This window comes from Lysobacter antibioticus HS124, from assembly GCF_000336385.2.
Lineage (GTDB): Bacteria > Pseudomonadota > Gammaproteobacteria > Xanthomonadales > Xanthomonadaceae > Lysobacter > Lysobacter firmicutimachus.
The window spans coordinates 41377-55767 of the sequence record NZ_HG424473.1; the positions used below are offsets into that span (position 1 = coordinate 41377).

At 68.6% G+C, this 14391-nt stretch carries 14 protein-coding genes and 1 pseudogene; 9 read left to right on the plus strand and 6 right to left on the minus strand.

What is annotated here, in order from left to right; genetic code table 11:
• Positions 1-5: 5 nt before the first annotated feature.
• Together TX83_RS07635 and ppk2 are read left to right on the plus strand one after the other, a co-directional pair.
• Entirely contained in the window at positions 6-383 is a 378-nt protein-coding gene (locus TX83_RS07635; protein WP_064747357.1) for a helix-turn-helix domain-containing protein, read from the plus strand.
• Complete coding sequence (gene ppk2 / locus TX83_RS07640; RefSeq protein WP_064747338.1) at positions 380-1177, plus strand: polyphosphate kinase 2; 798 nt, start codon at positions 380-382, stop codon at positions 1175-1177. Before TX83_RS07635 ends, ppk2 begins: the two co-directional genes overlap by 4 nt.
• A gap of 209 nt (positions 1178-1386) precedes the next feature.
• Here the strand turns inward: ppk2 and TX83_RS07645 are convergent, their stop codons facing one another.
• Positions 1387-2148 (minus strand): helix-turn-helix domain-containing protein, encoded by a 762-nt coding sequence (locus TX83_RS07645; RefSeq protein WP_064747340.1) that lies wholly within the window; start codon positions 2146-2148, stop codon positions 1387-1389.
• 202 nt (positions 2149-2350) lie between these two features.
• Here TX83_RS07645 and TX83_RS23255 point away from each other — a divergent pair, with 202 nt between their 5' ends.
• Entirely contained in the window at positions 2351-2704 is a 354-nt protein-coding gene (locus tag TX83_RS23255; RefSeq protein ID WP_064747342.1) for a hypothetical protein, read from the plus strand.
• On the plus strand, positions 2701-3546 hold the full coding sequence (locus TX83_RS23260; protein WP_064747343.1) for a DUF2145 domain-containing protein: 846 nt from the start codon (positions 2701-2703) through the stop codon (positions 3544-3546). The genes TX83_RS23255 and TX83_RS23260 overlap by 4 nt, the downstream gene beginning before the upstream one ends.
• A gap of 100 nt (positions 3547-3646) precedes the next feature.
• Here TX83_RS23260 and TX83_RS07655 read toward each other — a convergent pair whose 3' ends face one another.
• The 3 genes and pseudogenes from TX83_RS07655 to TX83_RS07665 all read right to left on the minus strand — a co-directional run bounded on the left by TX83_RS07655 (position 3647) and on the right by TX83_RS07665 (position 5864).
• A complete protein-coding gene (locus TX83_RS07655; RefSeq protein WP_064747344.1) occupies positions 3647-3916 on the minus strand; it encodes an acylphosphatase in 270 nt (89 codons plus the stop codon).
• A gap of 107 nt (positions 3917-4023) precedes the next feature.
• A pseudogene (locus tag TX83_RS07660) lies at positions 4024-4596 on the minus strand (TlpA family protein disulfide reductase); the annotation flags it as partial.
• 2 nt (positions 4597-4598) lie between these two features.
• Positions 4599-5864, minus strand: a complete 1266-nt coding sequence (locus TX83_RS07665; RefSeq protein WP_064747345.1) for a YihY family inner membrane protein — start codon at positions 5862-5864, stop codon at positions 4599-4601.
• Positions 5865-5962: 98 nt separating this feature from the next.
• Here TX83_RS07665 and wrbA point away from each other — a divergent pair, with 98 nt between their 5' ends.
• The 5 genes from wrbA to TX83_RS07690 all read left to right on the plus strand — a co-directional run bounded on the left by wrbA (position 5963) and on the right by TX83_RS07690 (position 11579).
• On the plus strand, positions 5963-6556 hold the full coding sequence (wrbA, locus tag TX83_RS07670) for an NAD(P)H:quinone oxidoreductase (protein ID WP_064747346.1): 594 nt from the start codon (positions 5963-5965) through the stop codon (positions 6554-6556).
• Entirely contained in the window at positions 6553-6912 is a 360-nt protein-coding gene (locus TX83_RS07675; RefSeq protein WP_064747347.1) for a DUF2069 domain-containing protein, read from the plus strand. Before wrbA ends, TX83_RS07675 begins: the two co-directional genes overlap by 4 nt.
• Before the next feature lie 115 nt (positions 6913-7027).
• On the plus strand, positions 7028-7513 hold the full coding sequence (locus TX83_RS07680) for an asparaginase domain-containing protein (RefSeq protein ID WP_064747348.1): 486 nt from the start codon (positions 7028-7030) through the stop codon (positions 7511-7513).
• Positions 7514-8039: 526 nt separating this feature from the next.
• Positions 8040-8660, plus strand: coding sequence for an ECF-type sigma factor (locus TX83_RS07685; RefSeq protein WP_064747349.1), 621 nt, complete (start codon positions 8040-8042; stop codon positions 8658-8660).
• Between the two features lie 9 nt (positions 8661-8669).
• Entirely contained in the window at positions 8670-11579 is a 2910-nt protein-coding gene (locus TX83_RS07690) for a serine/threonine-protein kinase (protein ID WP_064747350.1), read from the plus strand.
• A gap of 245 nt (positions 11580-11824) precedes the next feature.
• On the opposite strand, the gene TX83_RS07695 is transcribed toward TX83_RS07690, so the two are convergent.
• Both TX83_RS07695 and TX83_RS07700 read right to left on the minus strand, forming a co-directional pair.
• Positions 11825-13483, minus strand: coding sequence for a M20/M25/M40 family metallo-hydrolase (locus tag TX83_RS07695; protein WP_064747351.1), 1659 nt, complete (start codon positions 13481-13483; stop codon positions 11825-11827).
• Positions 13484-13922: 439 nt separating this feature from the next.
• Positions 13923-14391: proprotein convertase P-domain-containing protein (locus TX83_RS07700; RefSeq protein ID WP_186442543.1), on the minus strand; the 469-nt coding region annotated here is incomplete at its 5' end.

Sequence of the window (14391 nt, forward strand, 5' to 3'; positions counted from 1 at the left end):
TCGGCATGTCGTTGGACACGACCTTGCGTTTGCTGGCCAAGGCCAGCGGCCTCAGCGTCGCCGACCTGGCCACCGCGATACCGCGCGCCGGCGCGGCGACGGTCAGCGCCTGGCTGCGCGGCGAGAAACTGCCCGGCAAGGATCAGCTCGATGCGCTCGCGCGCGCCTTCGGCGTGCCGGCCGGCGCCCTGCTGGCCGAACTGGCCAGCACCCTGGACCCGGCCCGCACCCAGGGCGAACACGATCTGCTCGCCGCCTACCGCGCGCTCAACTCGCGCCAGCAAGGCGCCCTGCTCGAGGTCGCCGCCGGCATGGCCGGCACCCGCCGCAGCGCGCCGCCGCGCACGCCGCGCAAACGCGCAAGCAAGAAGGCCGCCCGATGAGCAAGCCGCTCAAGCGCAAGGAATACGAAGCCCAGCTCGAACCTTTGCAGCTGGAGCTGGTGGCGATGGCGCGCTGGCTGCAGCACAGCGGCCGGCGCGTGGCGGTGCTGCTGGAAGGCCGCGACACTGCCGGCAAGGGCGGCGTGGTCGGCGCCCTGTCCGACCACCTCAACCCGCGCCAGTGCCGCATCGTCGCGCTGTCCAAGCCCAGCGAACGCGAGAGCGGGCAGTGGTATTTCCAGCGCTACGTGCCGCATCTGCCGGCCGCCGGCGAGATCGTCCTGTTCGATCGCAGTTGGTACAACCGCGCCGGCGTCGAACGGGTAATGGGCTTCGCCACGCCGGAGCAGGTCCAGGCCTTCCTGCGCCAGGCGCCGGCGTTCGAGAAGTTGCTGACCGACGACGGCATCCTGCTGTTCAAGTATTGGCTGTGCTGCGACCAGGAACAGCAGGAGCAGCGCTTCGCCGAACGCCTGGAAGACCCGCTCAAGCGCTGGAAGCTGTCGCCGATCGACTTGGGCGCGCGGAAGCACTACGACGATTACACCCAGGCGCGCGAAGCCATGCTCGAAGCGACCCACACCGCGCATGCGCCGTGGACCCTGGTCGATTTCAACGATCAACGCCAAGGCCGGCTGAGCCTGATCCGCGATCTGCTCTCGCGCTTGCCGGATACCAAGATCGAACCGGCGCCGCTGAAGTTCCCCAAGCTCAAGGGCAAGCCGTCGACGGAACGCTACGGGGTGGTGCAGCCGATCCCGGCGACCGGCAACAAGCGCAAGAAGACCGATTGACGCCGCCCTTATGTAGGAGCGGCGTGAGCCGCGACCAACCGAAGAGATGTGCGAAAGCGCGTTCCCCCCGAAGCCCGGATCTGCGGCCGCGCGTCGGCGAATCCAAAGCCCGCATCCGGTCTTCCGCCGAAACGCTGGCGTACACCGCTGCGGTTGGTCGCGGCTCACGCCGCTCCTACAGGAAGGCGGACAACGCGAGAAACCGGTTATCAGCCCGACGGCTGCGGCCCGTCGCCCTGCGAACGCCGGAACGGGTGGAACAGTTGCAACAGCCAGGGCTTCTGCGCCAGCACCAGGCTGACGCCGACCCGCTCCTGCGCGCTCAGGGCCGCGTCGCGCGCCAGCAGCGCGTCGAACTCGCGCGCCACTTCGCCCAGGCGCTGCTTGAGTTCGCGGATGCCGGCGATGCTCAGCGAGCCGCTGAGCAGCAACAGCACGTCCTGCTCGCCGTCGAAGGGGTCGGCGAAAAAGTCGCCGAGCAGATGGTGGCGGAAATAGCGTTCCATCGGGCCGTCCGCGCGCCAACGGAAGTTGCGTGCGGTCAGCGGCCGGCCGCGGTTGCCGGGCATCAGCTCGATGATGCCGAGCCGGTCCAGGCGCACCATCAGCTGGGTCCAGCGCACGTCGTCGAAGACGAAATGCGCCTGCACGTCGGCCTGCTTCCAGCGGTTCAGAGTCAGGAACAGCGCCACCAGCAGCGCCGGGTCGTCGACCAGGGCCTGTTCCTGCGCCTCGCTGAGCATGGCCATCGGCGCGCGGCCGCGCCCGGCCTCGGCGCTGAGTTCGGCCAGGCCGATGTCGAGCACTTCGCAGATCTGCTCCAGGCGGCGCAGGCTCATCGCCCGGCGCGAGAACATGCGCTTGACCGCCGCCTCGCTGAGCTTGAGCCGGCCGGCCAGGTCGCGATAGGTCAGCTCCTGCGCGCGCAGGAACCGCTTGAGGGCATCGACGAGTTCGAGGGTAAGCGCCATGGGTAGCAAAATACGCTACTGACGATGGAAATCCGAGCCACCTTGTCGATGATTGTTGCCAGTCGCCGCGGGGCGTCCGAGTCTGGCCACGGTCCCGAACGAGGTGGCGCGAGTGCCAAGGATTGCCGACCGTCTGCTTCCCCTGGTTCTGGCCGTTTCGGCAGCCGCTGGCCCGCTGGCAGGGACGCCAGCCTTTGCGGCGGTGCAGTCCGACGGCCTGAGCCGTCAGTCCGAGGCCAGTCTGGCGGCCTCGGTGGACGTCCCGGCCGCCGCGGCGCAGGCCTTGTCGCAAGGGGCGCGCTTCTCGGTCGCGGCGATCGAAGCCAGCGCCCAGGGCGCCGCGGTCACGGTCTCGGCCGCCGCCGCAGGCACCTCGATCGTGATCGCCTTGTCGGCGCAGCAGGCCGCACGGCTAGGCCTCAAGGTCGGCCAAGCGGTGGTGGTGACCGTGGTCGCCTCCGGCTGGCTGATCGGCACCGTCGCCGGCGAGGCGCTGTGCTTCGTCCCCAACGAGCGCGCCCGCGCGCTGATGCACAGCGAGCGCATGGGCTCATGAGCGCCGCCCTCCGCCCTCGCGTACTGCGCGCCCTGCTGTGGGCCGCCTCATTGACCTTGCCACTGCATCCGCTCGCCGCCGCGGCCGGCACCGGCTGCGAGCACCGCAGCCTCGGCGCGGACAAGCTCGCCGCCGCGGCGCAAACCGCCCTGACCGTCGCCGACGCGCTGGAGCGGCGCGATGCGCCCCTGGCCCTGGTGGCGCGGGTCGGCACCGACCTGTCGGCGCAGGGCTTGGTCTACAGCCATATCGGCTTCGTGGTCCGCGACCATCGCGCCGGGCGCTGGACCGCGGTGCATCTGCTCAACGAGTGCGGCAGCGATCGCTCCGGCCTGTACACCCAGGGGCTGGTGAATTTCTTCGCCGACGACCTGGTCAACCAGGACGCGCGCATCGTCTGGCTGGAGCAGGCACTCGCGCAGCGCCTGGCCAATCGCCTGCGTGCGCTGCCGCAGCAATCGCTGCATCAACCGCATTACAACCTGATCGCTCGCCCGGGCAGCGCCGCGTACCAGAACTCCACCGCCTGGGTGCTGGAAACCGTGGGCGCATCCTTGAACGAAGGCGTTTCCGGCGCCGGCCGCGGCCCGGCCTATCGCGCCGCCGAGCGCGACGGTTTTCGTCCCGACCGGGTGCGCATCCCCTATTCCAAACGCGTGCTGGGCGGTCTGTTCGGCAGCAATATCGCTTTCACCGACCACCCGGTGAGCACGCGGCTGGGCGGCGACTATCCGGTGGTGACGGTGCGCGCGATCGTCGAGTACCTGGTACGCAGCGGACGGGTGCAGGCGCAACAGGAGTGGCGCGGCGGGTATGAAATGGAGCGGCTGGGGGCGTTGTGATCGGTGGGCCGGTGCCTGATCGCGCAGGCGGCAGCCCAGCGTCCCGACCCTTTTTCAAAGAACGAACCGCCCGCGAGGACGGGAGGGCGACGCGGCTGATTCAGCCGCAGAGGAAGCCGGAGCCGGCTTCGGTTTCGTCGGCCGGCTCGCGCTGCAGCGAGTCCACGCGCGCGTTCGGCGGCCCCTGCCGCAGCCACTGCGCCAGACGTTCGATCGCGGCTTCGTCGCCGGCGGCGAGCACTTCGACCCAGCCGTCGGCGAGGTTGTTGGCATAGCCGCGCAAGCCCAGGGTTCGCGCCTGTTCGCGGGTGCTGGCGCGGAACCACACGCCCTGCACCTTGCCGCTGACGAAGAAGCGCGCGGCGCTCACGTGTTACCGCCCGAAGGGCCTCCATCCCGGCCCGCTTGCGGCGCCGCTGCTGCTGCGGATTTCTCGCCCGGCTTCGGCGCTGCCGGCGCCTCGCCGGGTTTCGGCCCACCCGCCCTGGCGATCGCCTCTTCGATCTTCTTCGCGTCGACCGGGCCGAGGAATTTCTCGGCGACCTTGCCGTCCGGCGCGATCAGATACGACATCGGCAGGCCGCGCGGCGTGTCGAAGGCCGGCGGCGGCGAGGCCACGTCGACCAAGGCGATCGGGTAGGACACCGGATGCTCCTTGAGGAAGGCCTGCATGTCCGCCGGCTCGATCTCCTCGTAGGCCAGGCCGATCACTTCGATGTGCTCGCGCATGGCGTCCAGCGCCGACAGCTCCGGCATTTCCTTGATGCAGGGGCCGCACCAGGTCGCCCAGAAGTTGATCAGCACCCAGCGCCCGCGATGCTCGGCCAGATCGAACGTCTTGCCGTCCAATGTGGCGATGCGCAGCCCCGGGGTGTCGCTCGTCGACGCTGCTGCCGGTGCCGGTGCCGGTGCTGGTGCTGGTGCTGGTGCCGGCGCAGCCTGCGCCGCGGGCGCCGGCTTGGCGGTGTCGGCCGGCGGCGTTTGCGGCTGGCAGGCCGCCAGCGCCAATGCGGCGACCGGCAACAGGCATCGGATGTACGGACGGATCATGGTCACTCCTCTTCGGCGTGGATGCTGGACACGCGCCGCTTCATCAGCGCGCGCAGCGGCACCCGCAACTCGTCCATCGCCGCCATCGCCGACTGGCCCAGCGAGTCGTCGCGGCAGGGCAGCACCGCCTCGGCGATGGGGATGCGCAGGTTGCAGGCTTCGTACAGTTCGCCCAGCGACAGCTCGTCGAGGTCGCGCGCCAGCAGCCATTCGCCGTTCTCGGCCCGGCGCACCACGTTGATCTCGCCGAGTTGCTCCAGCATCTGCTGGATCAGGGCGTCGGTCAGCATCGGCTCGAGCTGCTGGATCTCGTCGATGTGCAGGCCGCGGCCGAGCTTGCGCGCGCCGTTGAAGCGCGCCAGCAGGCGCAGCAGGCCGTACATCTCGAAGCCCAGCGGCAGCCGCATCGACGCCGGCTGATAGCGGAAGGCCGAAATCGAGGAGGACAGCGAAGCGCCGAGCAGTACCGCGATCCAGCTCAGGTAGATCCACAGCAGGAAGATCGGCACGAAGGCCAGGGTGCCGTAGATCTTCGAGTACGAACCGAAGCTGCCGAGGTAGAAGCCGATGCCGCTCTTGATCAGCTCGAACAACACCATCGCCAGGAACGCGCCGGCGATCGCGTGCCGCCATTTGATCGTGCGGTGCGGCACCACCCGGTAGATCGCGGCGAAGGCGATCCACTCCAGCGCCATCGGCGCGGTGCGCAGCAGCAGGCCCTCCAGCCAGCGCCCGGGCTCGGTGGCGAACACGTCCATGGCGAAGAAACGCGCCGAGATCGCCAGGCTGGCCGCGGCCAACAGCGCGCCCAGGGTCAGCACGGTCCAATACACCAGGAAACGGCCCAGGCGCGGCCGCGGCGAGTGGATGCGCCAGATCCGGTTGAATGCCGCCTCGACCCCGTTGAGGGTGATCAGCAGCGACACCACCAGGGCGATCACGCCGGCGGTGGTCAGCTGGCCGGCATTGGCCGAGAACTGTTTGAGATAGCTCTCCACCGAACGCGCTGCGGAGGGCACGAAGTTGGAGAAGATGTAGTCGCTGAGCCGGTCGCTCCACTCGCCGAACATCGGGAACGCCGACAGCACCCCGAACACCACCATCGACAGCGGCACCAGCGCGAACACGGTGGTGTAGGACAGGGCGCCGGCGGCCTGGAACAGATTGTCGTCGAGGAAGCGCCGGGCCAGGAAGCGGAAGAACGTGCCGATGCGGGCGCGGTCGCGCACCCGTTCGCTCCAGCGGTAGATCGAGTCCAGGGGTTCCATCCGCCGCAGGGTAACCGATGCGACGTGGGCGGGACATGCAGGCCGCAGCGCCAAGCCCGGCCCGCTCCCGTATCCTGTGCGGCGCAGAGGAGACTCCGATGAGCGAAGTACTAGTGCTCTATTACAGCCGCGGCGGTTCGGTCACGCGACTGGCGCGGCAGATCGCGCGCGGGATCGGCGAAGTCGACGGCGTCGCCGCGCGCGTGCGCAGCGTGCCGCCGGTGGCCGCGATCACCCAGACCGCGGCGCCGCCGGTGCCGGACGAAGGCGCCCCCTACGTGGAAGCGCGCGATCTGGCCGAATGCGCCGGCCTGGTGCTCGGCAGCCCGACCCGGTTCGGCAACATGGCCGCGCCGGTCAAGCATTGGCTGGACGGGCTCGGCGCGGAATGGGCCAGCGGCGCCCTGGTCGGCAAGCCGGCGGCGGTGTTCACTTCGACCGCGACCCAGCACGGCGGCCAGGAATCGACCCTGCTGACGATGATGGTGCCCCTGCTTCACCACGGCTGCGTCCTGCTCGGCATTCCCTACACCGAACCCGCGCTCAGCCACACCCGCAGCGGCGGCACTCCTTATGGCGCCAGCCACGTCGCCGGCGCCCAGGACGACCCGCAGCTCAGCGAGGACGAAGCCATCCTCGCGCGCGCGCTCGGCCGCCGCGTCGCCGAACTGGTCGTCAAGGTGAGCCGGTGACCGCGCAACCGCCGCGCAGCCTCGCGCAGACATTGCTGCTGGCCGCCCTGCTCGCCCTGAGCGCGCTGTTCTCGCTGTGGTATCTGCTGCCGCAGCGGCATGTGCTGGCGGGGCTGCTGGTGTTCGTGCTGCCGCCGGCCTTGCTGGCGTTCGGCGTGTGGCGGCGCAGCCGCCGCGCCGCCTACTGGTCGGGCGTCTGCGCCCTGGCCTGGTTCTGCCACGGCGTGATGCTGGCCTGGTCGTCCCCGCCCGAACGCCTCTACGCCTGGATCGAACTGGTCCTGGCCCTGACCGTGATCTTCGCCGCCAACCAGCCCGGCCTGGCCGCCCGATTCGGCAAGCGGGGCCGCCACTGACCCCGTCCCGCCGCGCCTGATGGGGATACGCGTGCGGACGGTGCCCGCCGCGGGCCGGCGCCCGCGCTGCGGGCCTATAATCGGGGCCCGTTCCCGACCACGCGACTCACCCGAGATGGACAAGCTCTGCATCGTCACCACCGGCGGCACGATCGACAAGATCTACTTCGACGACAAGTCCGATTACCAGATCGGCGAACCGCAGATCGGCCACATCCTCGACGAGCTCGGCGTCGCGTTCCGTTACAGCGTGATTCCGATCATCCGCAAGGACTCGCTGCACATCACCGCGCAGGACCGCGAGCTGATCCGCGCCACCATCGCCGCCCAGGACGCGCAGCACGTGCTGGTCACCCACGGCACCGACAGCATGGTCGAAACCGCCAAGGTGCTGGCGACCATCCCCGGCAAGACCATCGTCCTGACCGGTGCGCTCAACCCGGCGCGCTTCCGCGGCTCCGACGCCGAGTTCAACATCGGCACCGCGGTCGGCGCCGTGCAGTCGCTGCCGGCCGGCGTCTATATCGCCATGAACGGCCGCATCTGGGATCCGGCCAAGGTGCGCAAGAACGTCGAGGCCAACCGCTTCGAAGCGATCTGACCCGCGGACGACACCCGCAGGTTGCCGGTCCAGCGGGCGCCGCCCAGTGGCGCCCGTTCTTCGAAACGATTCCGCAACGCCGCTTGCGGCACCCGCCCGCTACTCGGGCCCTCGCACCGGATCGCGGCGCCCTCACACGGCGATAGCTACAGCTCCCCTCCTCCAGCCGCAACGCTGGTCTTTTCCAGTCCGCGACTCACCCTCGCCCACCCGGTCGCCTCCCGCCATGCGCGGCGGGGAAACCGACGCGTATGGCGCATCGGCCCCGCTCGGCAGCGCCATGCACCGGCGCCTGGGCATACTTGGCGTACCGCCCGGGGCCTGACCAGTCCCAGCAGCGGGTTGGGCTGGCGGAGTGTGCGGATGAGCGGTTCGCGTTCCCAGGCAAGCCGGGCGCAAGAATGGGCTTTTCTGCACTGATCCCCCCCAAAGCCCCGCTCGTCGCCCTGAGCACGGCCAAGGGTGGCCTAATTTGGTGATAGAAATCACAATTCAAATTGCTTCCAAGCCTGGAGCCGCTTCTACCATGCCCGCCGCCCAACCCGTGTGGTCCCTGCCGGATGCTACGGTCGAGTCGGTGACCGTCCTGCTGCACCAGGCCCGCGACGGACGCAGCGATGCCTGGGACCTGATCTACACCCGGATCTACCAGGACCTGCACCGGCTCGCCCGCGCCCAGCTGCGCCAGCGCCAGCGCCGCGCCCCCCTGTCGCCGACCTCGCTGATCAGCGAGGCCTGGCTGAAGATGGCCGGCGCCGCAGCCTCGGCCGAGAGCCGCTTCCATCTCATCGCCCTGATCGCCCGCGCGATGCGCTACGCGATCCTCGACGAAACCAAGAAGGCCGTCGCCGACAAGCGCGGCAGCCGGATCGAATTCGTCGCCCTTGAGGGCGAGCATCGGATCGGCGAGAACGCGCGGATGGAGCAACTGGTGCTGATGGACCAACTGCTGGAGCATCTGGGCAAAGTCGACGAACGGCTGGTCTCGATCGTCGAGCTGCGCTACTTCGGAGGCTTGAGCGACAAAGAGATCGGCCACCTGCTGGGAGTCGGCGAAGACCGGATCCGACGTGAGTGGCGTACCGCGCGCAGCTACCTGATCGCACGCCTGGGCCAGGGCGACTCGCTGGACCTTCCAGCGAACTGAACGGCGCGCATGAGCTCGGTCGACGCCCGCGTCCTGTCCCTGTTCCGCGCCTACGTCGACCTGGAGCCGCGACGTCGGTCGCGCTTCCTTGAGGATGCGCGCCGCGACGACCCGCAGGCCCACGTCCTGCTGGCGGCGATGATCGCCGCCGACTCGGGCGAGCACGCGCTGGATCTGTCGCTGCCGTCGCTGTCCGACGGGCTGCGGACCGGCAACGAGGACGCTGCCGACGCCGACGAGAACGACGAAAGCGAGGGCGAAAACCGCATCGGCACCCGGCTCGGGCCATGGCGGTTGGTGCGCAAGATCGGCCAGGGCGGCATGGGCATCGTCTACGAAGCGATGCGCGACGACCGCCAGTACGAGCAACGCGTCGCACTCAAGTGCGCACGCGCCGAGCTGTCGTCGCCGCGCCTGAGCGAAGCCTTGCTGGCCGAACGCCGCCATCTGGCGCGCCTACAGCACCCCAATATCGTGCCCTTGCTCGACGGCGGCGTGGATGCTCAAGGCCATCCCTGGTTCGCGCTGCAATACGTCGAAGGCGAAGCCATCGATCTGTGGTGCGATCGCCGCCGCAAGAGTTTGCGCGATCGCGTCGCGCTGCTGGGCCAGGTCTGCGACGCGCTGGCCTATGCGCACGCCCAGGGCGTGGTGCATCAGGACCTCAAACCGTCCAACCTGTTGGTCACCGACGACGGCCGGGTGCAGTTGCTCGACTTCGGCCTGTCCGCGCCGCTAAACCTGGGCGCGGACACGCCGGCGCCGCCGGTCGCTCTCACGCCCGGCTACACTGCCCCGGAGATCGTGTTCCGAGGCGCCGCGCCGTGCATCGCCTCGGACCTCTACTCGCTGGGCGTGGTCCTCGCACAACTGCTGACCGGCGACGGCCCTTCGCGCTCCCTACTGGCACAGGCCAGCCAATGGCTGGCGACGACGAGTTCCGAGGCGGGCGCCGAACGTCTGGTCCGGTCCGCCGCGACTGCGACGTCCGAAGCGATAGCGAACCGAGGGCTGTCGGACCGCCGCTCCCTGGCCAAGCAGATCAGCGGCGATCTTGCGGCGATCGTCGAACGCTGCCTACGCGCCGATCCGACGCAGCGCTACCGCAGTGCGGGCGAACTGGGCGAAGATCTGCAACGCTGGCTGCAGCACCGGCCAGTGCGCGCTCGCGACGGCGGCCGACTGTACCGGACCGGGCGTTTTCTGCGCCGTCACCGGCTCGCGATGGGGTTGGCGGGAGTGACCGCGCTGACTGCGGCGATCGGCGGCGGCGCGACCTGGTGGCAGGCTTACCGGGTCGAACGCGAAACCCAGGCCACCCTCGCCGTAAGCCGGCTGTTCGAGGAAACCCTGGGCTCGGCGACCCTGTCCGGGCTCAGCGACACTCCGTTCTCCTCCAGTGCCTTGCTGCGCGACGTCGAAACCAAGGTCCGAGGACTCGATTTATCGGCGCAACCGCGCACACTCGCCGGTGCGCTGACCTCGCTGGCGCGCAGCCGTGCCGTGATCGGCGACTACGCCAGCGCCACCCGCCTGGCCGACGAAGCCGCTCGCCTGCTCGACCGCGACGGCGCACCTTCGCTGGAAACCCGCGCCACCCTCGCCTCGCTGCTGAATCTGCAGGCGCGCCATCGCCAGGCGCGCAGTGTCGCCGAGCAGACTTTAGATCAGGTTCCCCACGATCAGCTCCATCGGCCCCTGCGCGTGCGTCTGCTGACCGAGATCGCACGCAGCGATTGGGAACTGTTGCATCATCGCGACGCGCAGGGTGCGCTCGACGCCGCACTGGCATTGACCCGGAATCAGCCCGAACGCGGGCCCTACGCCGAGTTGCTGACCTTGCGTGGCTACTGGAACGCTCGCCTGTTGAACCTGCCTCAAGCCGAGGCCGATTTTCGCCGCGCCATCGCGGTCGCCACCGACGCGCAACCGGCCTTGGCCAATCAAGCGCGCGAGAAACTCATCCAGTTGCTGACCCTGCAGGAACGCTTCGCCGAAGCGCAGGGCCTGGCCTTGCAGCTGCTCGAACAGCGTCGCCGCTCGCTCGGCGACCGCCATCCCGATACCGGACGCGCCTGGGTGGCGCTGGCAGACAGCCAGTGCGGCGGCGGCCGCCCCGCGGATTGCCGGGCCTCGATCGAGCGCGGCAAGGACATCCTGCGCGCGCGCTACGGCGAATCGCATCCCGAGTACGCCGAGGCCTTGCGCGTCTCGACGCAACTGTACTTCCTCGACGAACACAGCTACGCCGAACGTCTGTCGGAGATGCGGCGATCGGCATCGATCCTGCAAGAATCTTACGGACCAGCACACGAAGCCGCGCTACGGGCCCGAGCCGATCTGGGCGTGATGCTGCTGCACCGCAAGCCGGCATCCGTCCCGGACGAAGAGCAGCGGCGGTTGCGAGACGAAGGTCTGGCGCTGCTGGATTCGGTGCTGTCCGCGTCCGACCGGCAGAAGGTGCCGATCTTCACTCCCAAGCTGTACTACGCCATCGCAATCGCCCGGCGCAATCGCGGCGATGACCGCGATACGGCGCGACGACTGCTCGTCGAAACCCAGACGGACGCCGAACGCTATTTCGGCGACTCGCGCGGCTTGCATCTGCGCATTTCCTATTATCTGGCCTTGCTCGCCTATATCCAGGGCGATTTGGCCACGGCAGATTTGCAGATGGCGGACATCGCGGCGCAAGCCGAAACCGCTCCCCCTCACCTTCGCATTCGGCTCGCGCTTTGCAACATTCTCAATGTTCGCGCCAATATCGCCTTGCATCGCGGCGACCGCGACAGTGCCCGCAACCACCTCATCCGCCTGCGCGATACCGCCATGCGCTGGTTCGGACCGGAACATCCGTGGGTCAAGCAAGCCCAGCGCGACCTGGACTTGCTGGCGCGTACCGGCCGATTCCCTACCTGAGCCCGCAGTATCACGCCGGTCGTGCAGCGTCGACAAAAGTCCGTTCACGACGCCCGGGGGGACGGCGTGGCGACGCTAGGCTTCAGCGCCTGACACAGAAAACGCGTACGCAGCGCGGCGAACGCCGGCGCTTACGACAACGTGGAACAGCGGTAAAGCGTCGCGTCCGGCTCCTCATGCCGACGCAACCGCCGCTTCGGCAGGGGCGGGCCGGGGGCCCGCGCCTGCCGGACCGCACACAGCGATCAGAAGGTGATGCTCCAGGTATCGATGCGGCCGGTGTCCTGGCTCGCGTTGTCGTTCACCCGCAGCTTCCAGGTGCCGTTGAGGGGTTCGCTGGACAGGTTGAAGTTGAAAGTGCCGCTGAGGTTGTCGGCGCTGCCGCCGGCGCGGTTGCTGATGTTGTAGAGCGAGCCGTCCGGCGCGACCAGATCGACCTTCAGGTCGCCGCGGTAGGTATGAACGATGTTCACCGACACCGAAGCGCTGCTCGGCGCGTTGCCGGTCCGGCCGGAGACGGTGATCGGGCTGTCGACGGTGGCGTTGTCGTTGATCGCGTAGTCGGTGCCGTTGGTGTAGGTCTGCGTGCCCGGACCCGGGCCCGGACCGGTACCGGCGGTCTTGCCCAACTCGCCCAGGAAGGCCAGGCCCAGCTTGGCGAAGGGCACGCTGTTGCTCGCCGAGTTGCCCATGTTGGACAGCTTGTCGTTGGGCGTGTGGATCGAGGAGAAGTAGCCGCCGCTGCTGGTGCCGCCTTCGAAGTAGATCGCCGCCGGGAAGCCGGCCGAGGTCCAGGAGGCGTGGTCGGAGCAGCCGTAGCCGCAGGTGTAGCTGCCCAGGGTGCCGCCGAGGTAGGTCGAATGCAGGTCGCGCAGGAACTGCTGCAGGGCCCCGTTCGAGTAGTCGCTGACCAGACGCACCTCCGGCGTGCCGCTGGTGCGGTAGTTGGTCATGTCCAGCTGCAGCACGCCGACCACGTTGATGCCGCGGTTCTTGAAATCGGTGGCGATCGCCTTGGACCCGCGCAGGCCCACTTCCTCGGCCGCGTAGCCCATGAACTTGATCGTGCGCTTGGGCTTCCAGCCGCTGGCCAAGGCGATGCGCGCGACTTCGGTCAGGGTGGCGATGCCGGAGGCGTCGTCGTCGGCGCCGGGCGCGTTCATCGAATCGCCGCTGCCGGTGCTGGAGATCGAATCCAGATGCGCACCCAGCACCACCACCTCGTTCGGCAGGTCGGTGCCCTGGATGGTCAGAATCGCCGAAGGCTGGGTCGAGCAGGTCGTGCAGCCGGTATAGAGCTCGGCGCTGACGTCGCTGCGGCCGTTGGCCAGGCTCAGCCAGTTGTCCTTGATCCAGGTCGCCGAAGTGCGGCCGTGGGTGGAGGCGTAGTAGCGGTTCGGATACGAGGTCGACAGATGGTTGATGGTGCCGCGAATGTTGGCTTCGGCGACCTGGCTCAACCACGGCGTCACCGTGGCCTGGTTGTCGATGGTATAAGTCGCGAACTGGGTGGCCATCGCCTGCGCGGTGCGGTCGTTGCGGACGAAAGCCTCGGCTTCTTCGCGGCTGTCGAAGGCGATGTAGCCGCCGCAGCGCTTCTCTTTCTCGTGCACGTGATGGGTCACGTCGGTCAGCTGGTGAGTCTGGAGTTCGGCGATCACCAGCTTGGCGCCGGCGCCGTTCTGCACGCCGAGCGAATTCTTGGCCAGGGTCTTGACTCCGGCGTCGTAAGTCGCGCGCGAGGTGACGATGAACACCAGCTTGAACGGATCCTCGCCGGGGCTCAGCCGCGACTGGTCGTGGACATGGGCCGGGACGGCGGGCGTTTGCGCAGCGGCCGGCGCGATAGCGGCGGACAAAGCGAGAGCGAGCAGAGCGGGCAGCGGGGCGACGTGCTTGTTCACGAAAGCGCTCCTGGGTTCGGCGTCGCCGGCCGAGTGCGTGCGGGCACCGGCGCAGGGACGCGATGGTCTGGGATGACGGCGGCGCGAGGCGGCCGTCGCGAAAGAGTTGCCGGGTGCGAAAGCGGTGCCGGAACGTGCGGGGGATACGTTCCGAGGCACCCGGGACTCGACCCTAAGCGCGCTGCGATATGACGGACAAGCGACAACCTGTTCTAGCGCACATTCGCGTCCGTGACTGCGGTCATGCATATGCACCGTAATCGCTTACGGTGCGTCGGCGAATGGCCGGTATGCGCGCGAAACCCCGGAATTTTCTCTATTTCCATGATCGAAAAGCGCTGCGGCGCGCTGCCGCCGCGCCGCCGCGCATCCCAAACCACGAACCCCGGCCGAAGCCGGGGTTCGCTCTGGACGACGGCGATGAAGCGCAAAGCGCCGGTCAGAAGGTGAGGCTCCAGGTGTCGATGCGGCCGGTGTCCTGGGTCGCGTTGTCGTTGACCCGCAACTTCCAGGTGCCGTTGAGGGCTTCGCCGGACAAGTCCTTGACGAACGTGCCAATGACGTTGTCGGCGCTGCCGCCGGTGCGGTTGTGCAGGTTGTAGAGCGTGCCGTCCGGCGCGACCAGGTCGACCTTAATATCGCTCTTGTACGTGTGATAGATCGTTACCGACACCGAGGCGTTGCTCGGCGCGTTGCCGCTGCGGCCGGACACGGCGATGCTGCTCTCGACGGTGGCGTTATCGAGGATCTGCACGTCGTTGTCGTTGCGATAAGTCTGGGTGCCGCCGCCGTCGCTGACGGTGACCGAGGCGGTCTTGCTGTGAGTCGCGCCGCCGTCGTCGGTAACGGTCAGAGTGACGGTGTAGGTGCCGGCCGCGGCGTAGGTCTTGCTCGGGCTGGTCGCGGTC

What these genes read in the sequence shown, in the direction of transcription:
- ppk2 (WP_064747338.1), top strand. Translation starts at nt 380, where the DNA reads ATGAGCAAGCCGCTCAAGCGCAAGGAATACGAAGCCCAGCTCGAACCT.
- TX83_RS07680 (WP_064747348.1), top strand. Translation starts at nt 7,028, where the DNA reads ATGGACAAGCTCTGCATCGTCACCACCGGCGGCACGATCGACAAGATC.
- TX83_RS07690 (WP_064747350.1), top strand. Translation starts at nt 8,670, where the DNA reads ATGAGCTCGGTCGACGCCCGCGTCCTGTCCCTGTTCCGCGCCTACGTC.
- TX83_RS07665 (WP_064747345.1), bottom strand. Translation starts at nt 5,864, where the DNA reads ATGGAACCCCTGGACTCGATCTACCGCTGGAGCGAACGGGTGCGCGAC.
- TX83_RS07645 (WP_064747340.1), bottom strand. Translation starts at nt 2,148, where the DNA reads ATGGCGCTTACCCTCGAACTCGTCGATGCCCTCAAGCGGTTCCTGCGC.
- TX83_RS07685 (WP_064747349.1), top strand. Translation starts at nt 8,040, where the DNA reads ATGCCCGCCGCCCAACCCGTGTGGTCCCTGCCGGATGCTACGGTCGAG.
- TX83_RS23260 (WP_064747343.1), top strand. Translation starts at nt 2,701, where the DNA reads ATGAGCGCCGCCCTCCGCCCTCGCGTACTGCGCGCCCTGCTGTGGGCC.
- wrbA (WP_064747346.1), top strand. Translation starts at nt 5,963, where the DNA reads ATGAGCGAAGTACTAGTGCTCTATTACAGCCGCGGCGGTTCGGTCACG.
- TX83_RS07635 (WP_064747357.1), top strand. Translation starts at nt 6, where the DNA reads ATGTCGTTGGACACGACCTTGCGTTTGCTGGCCAAGGCCAGCGGCCTC.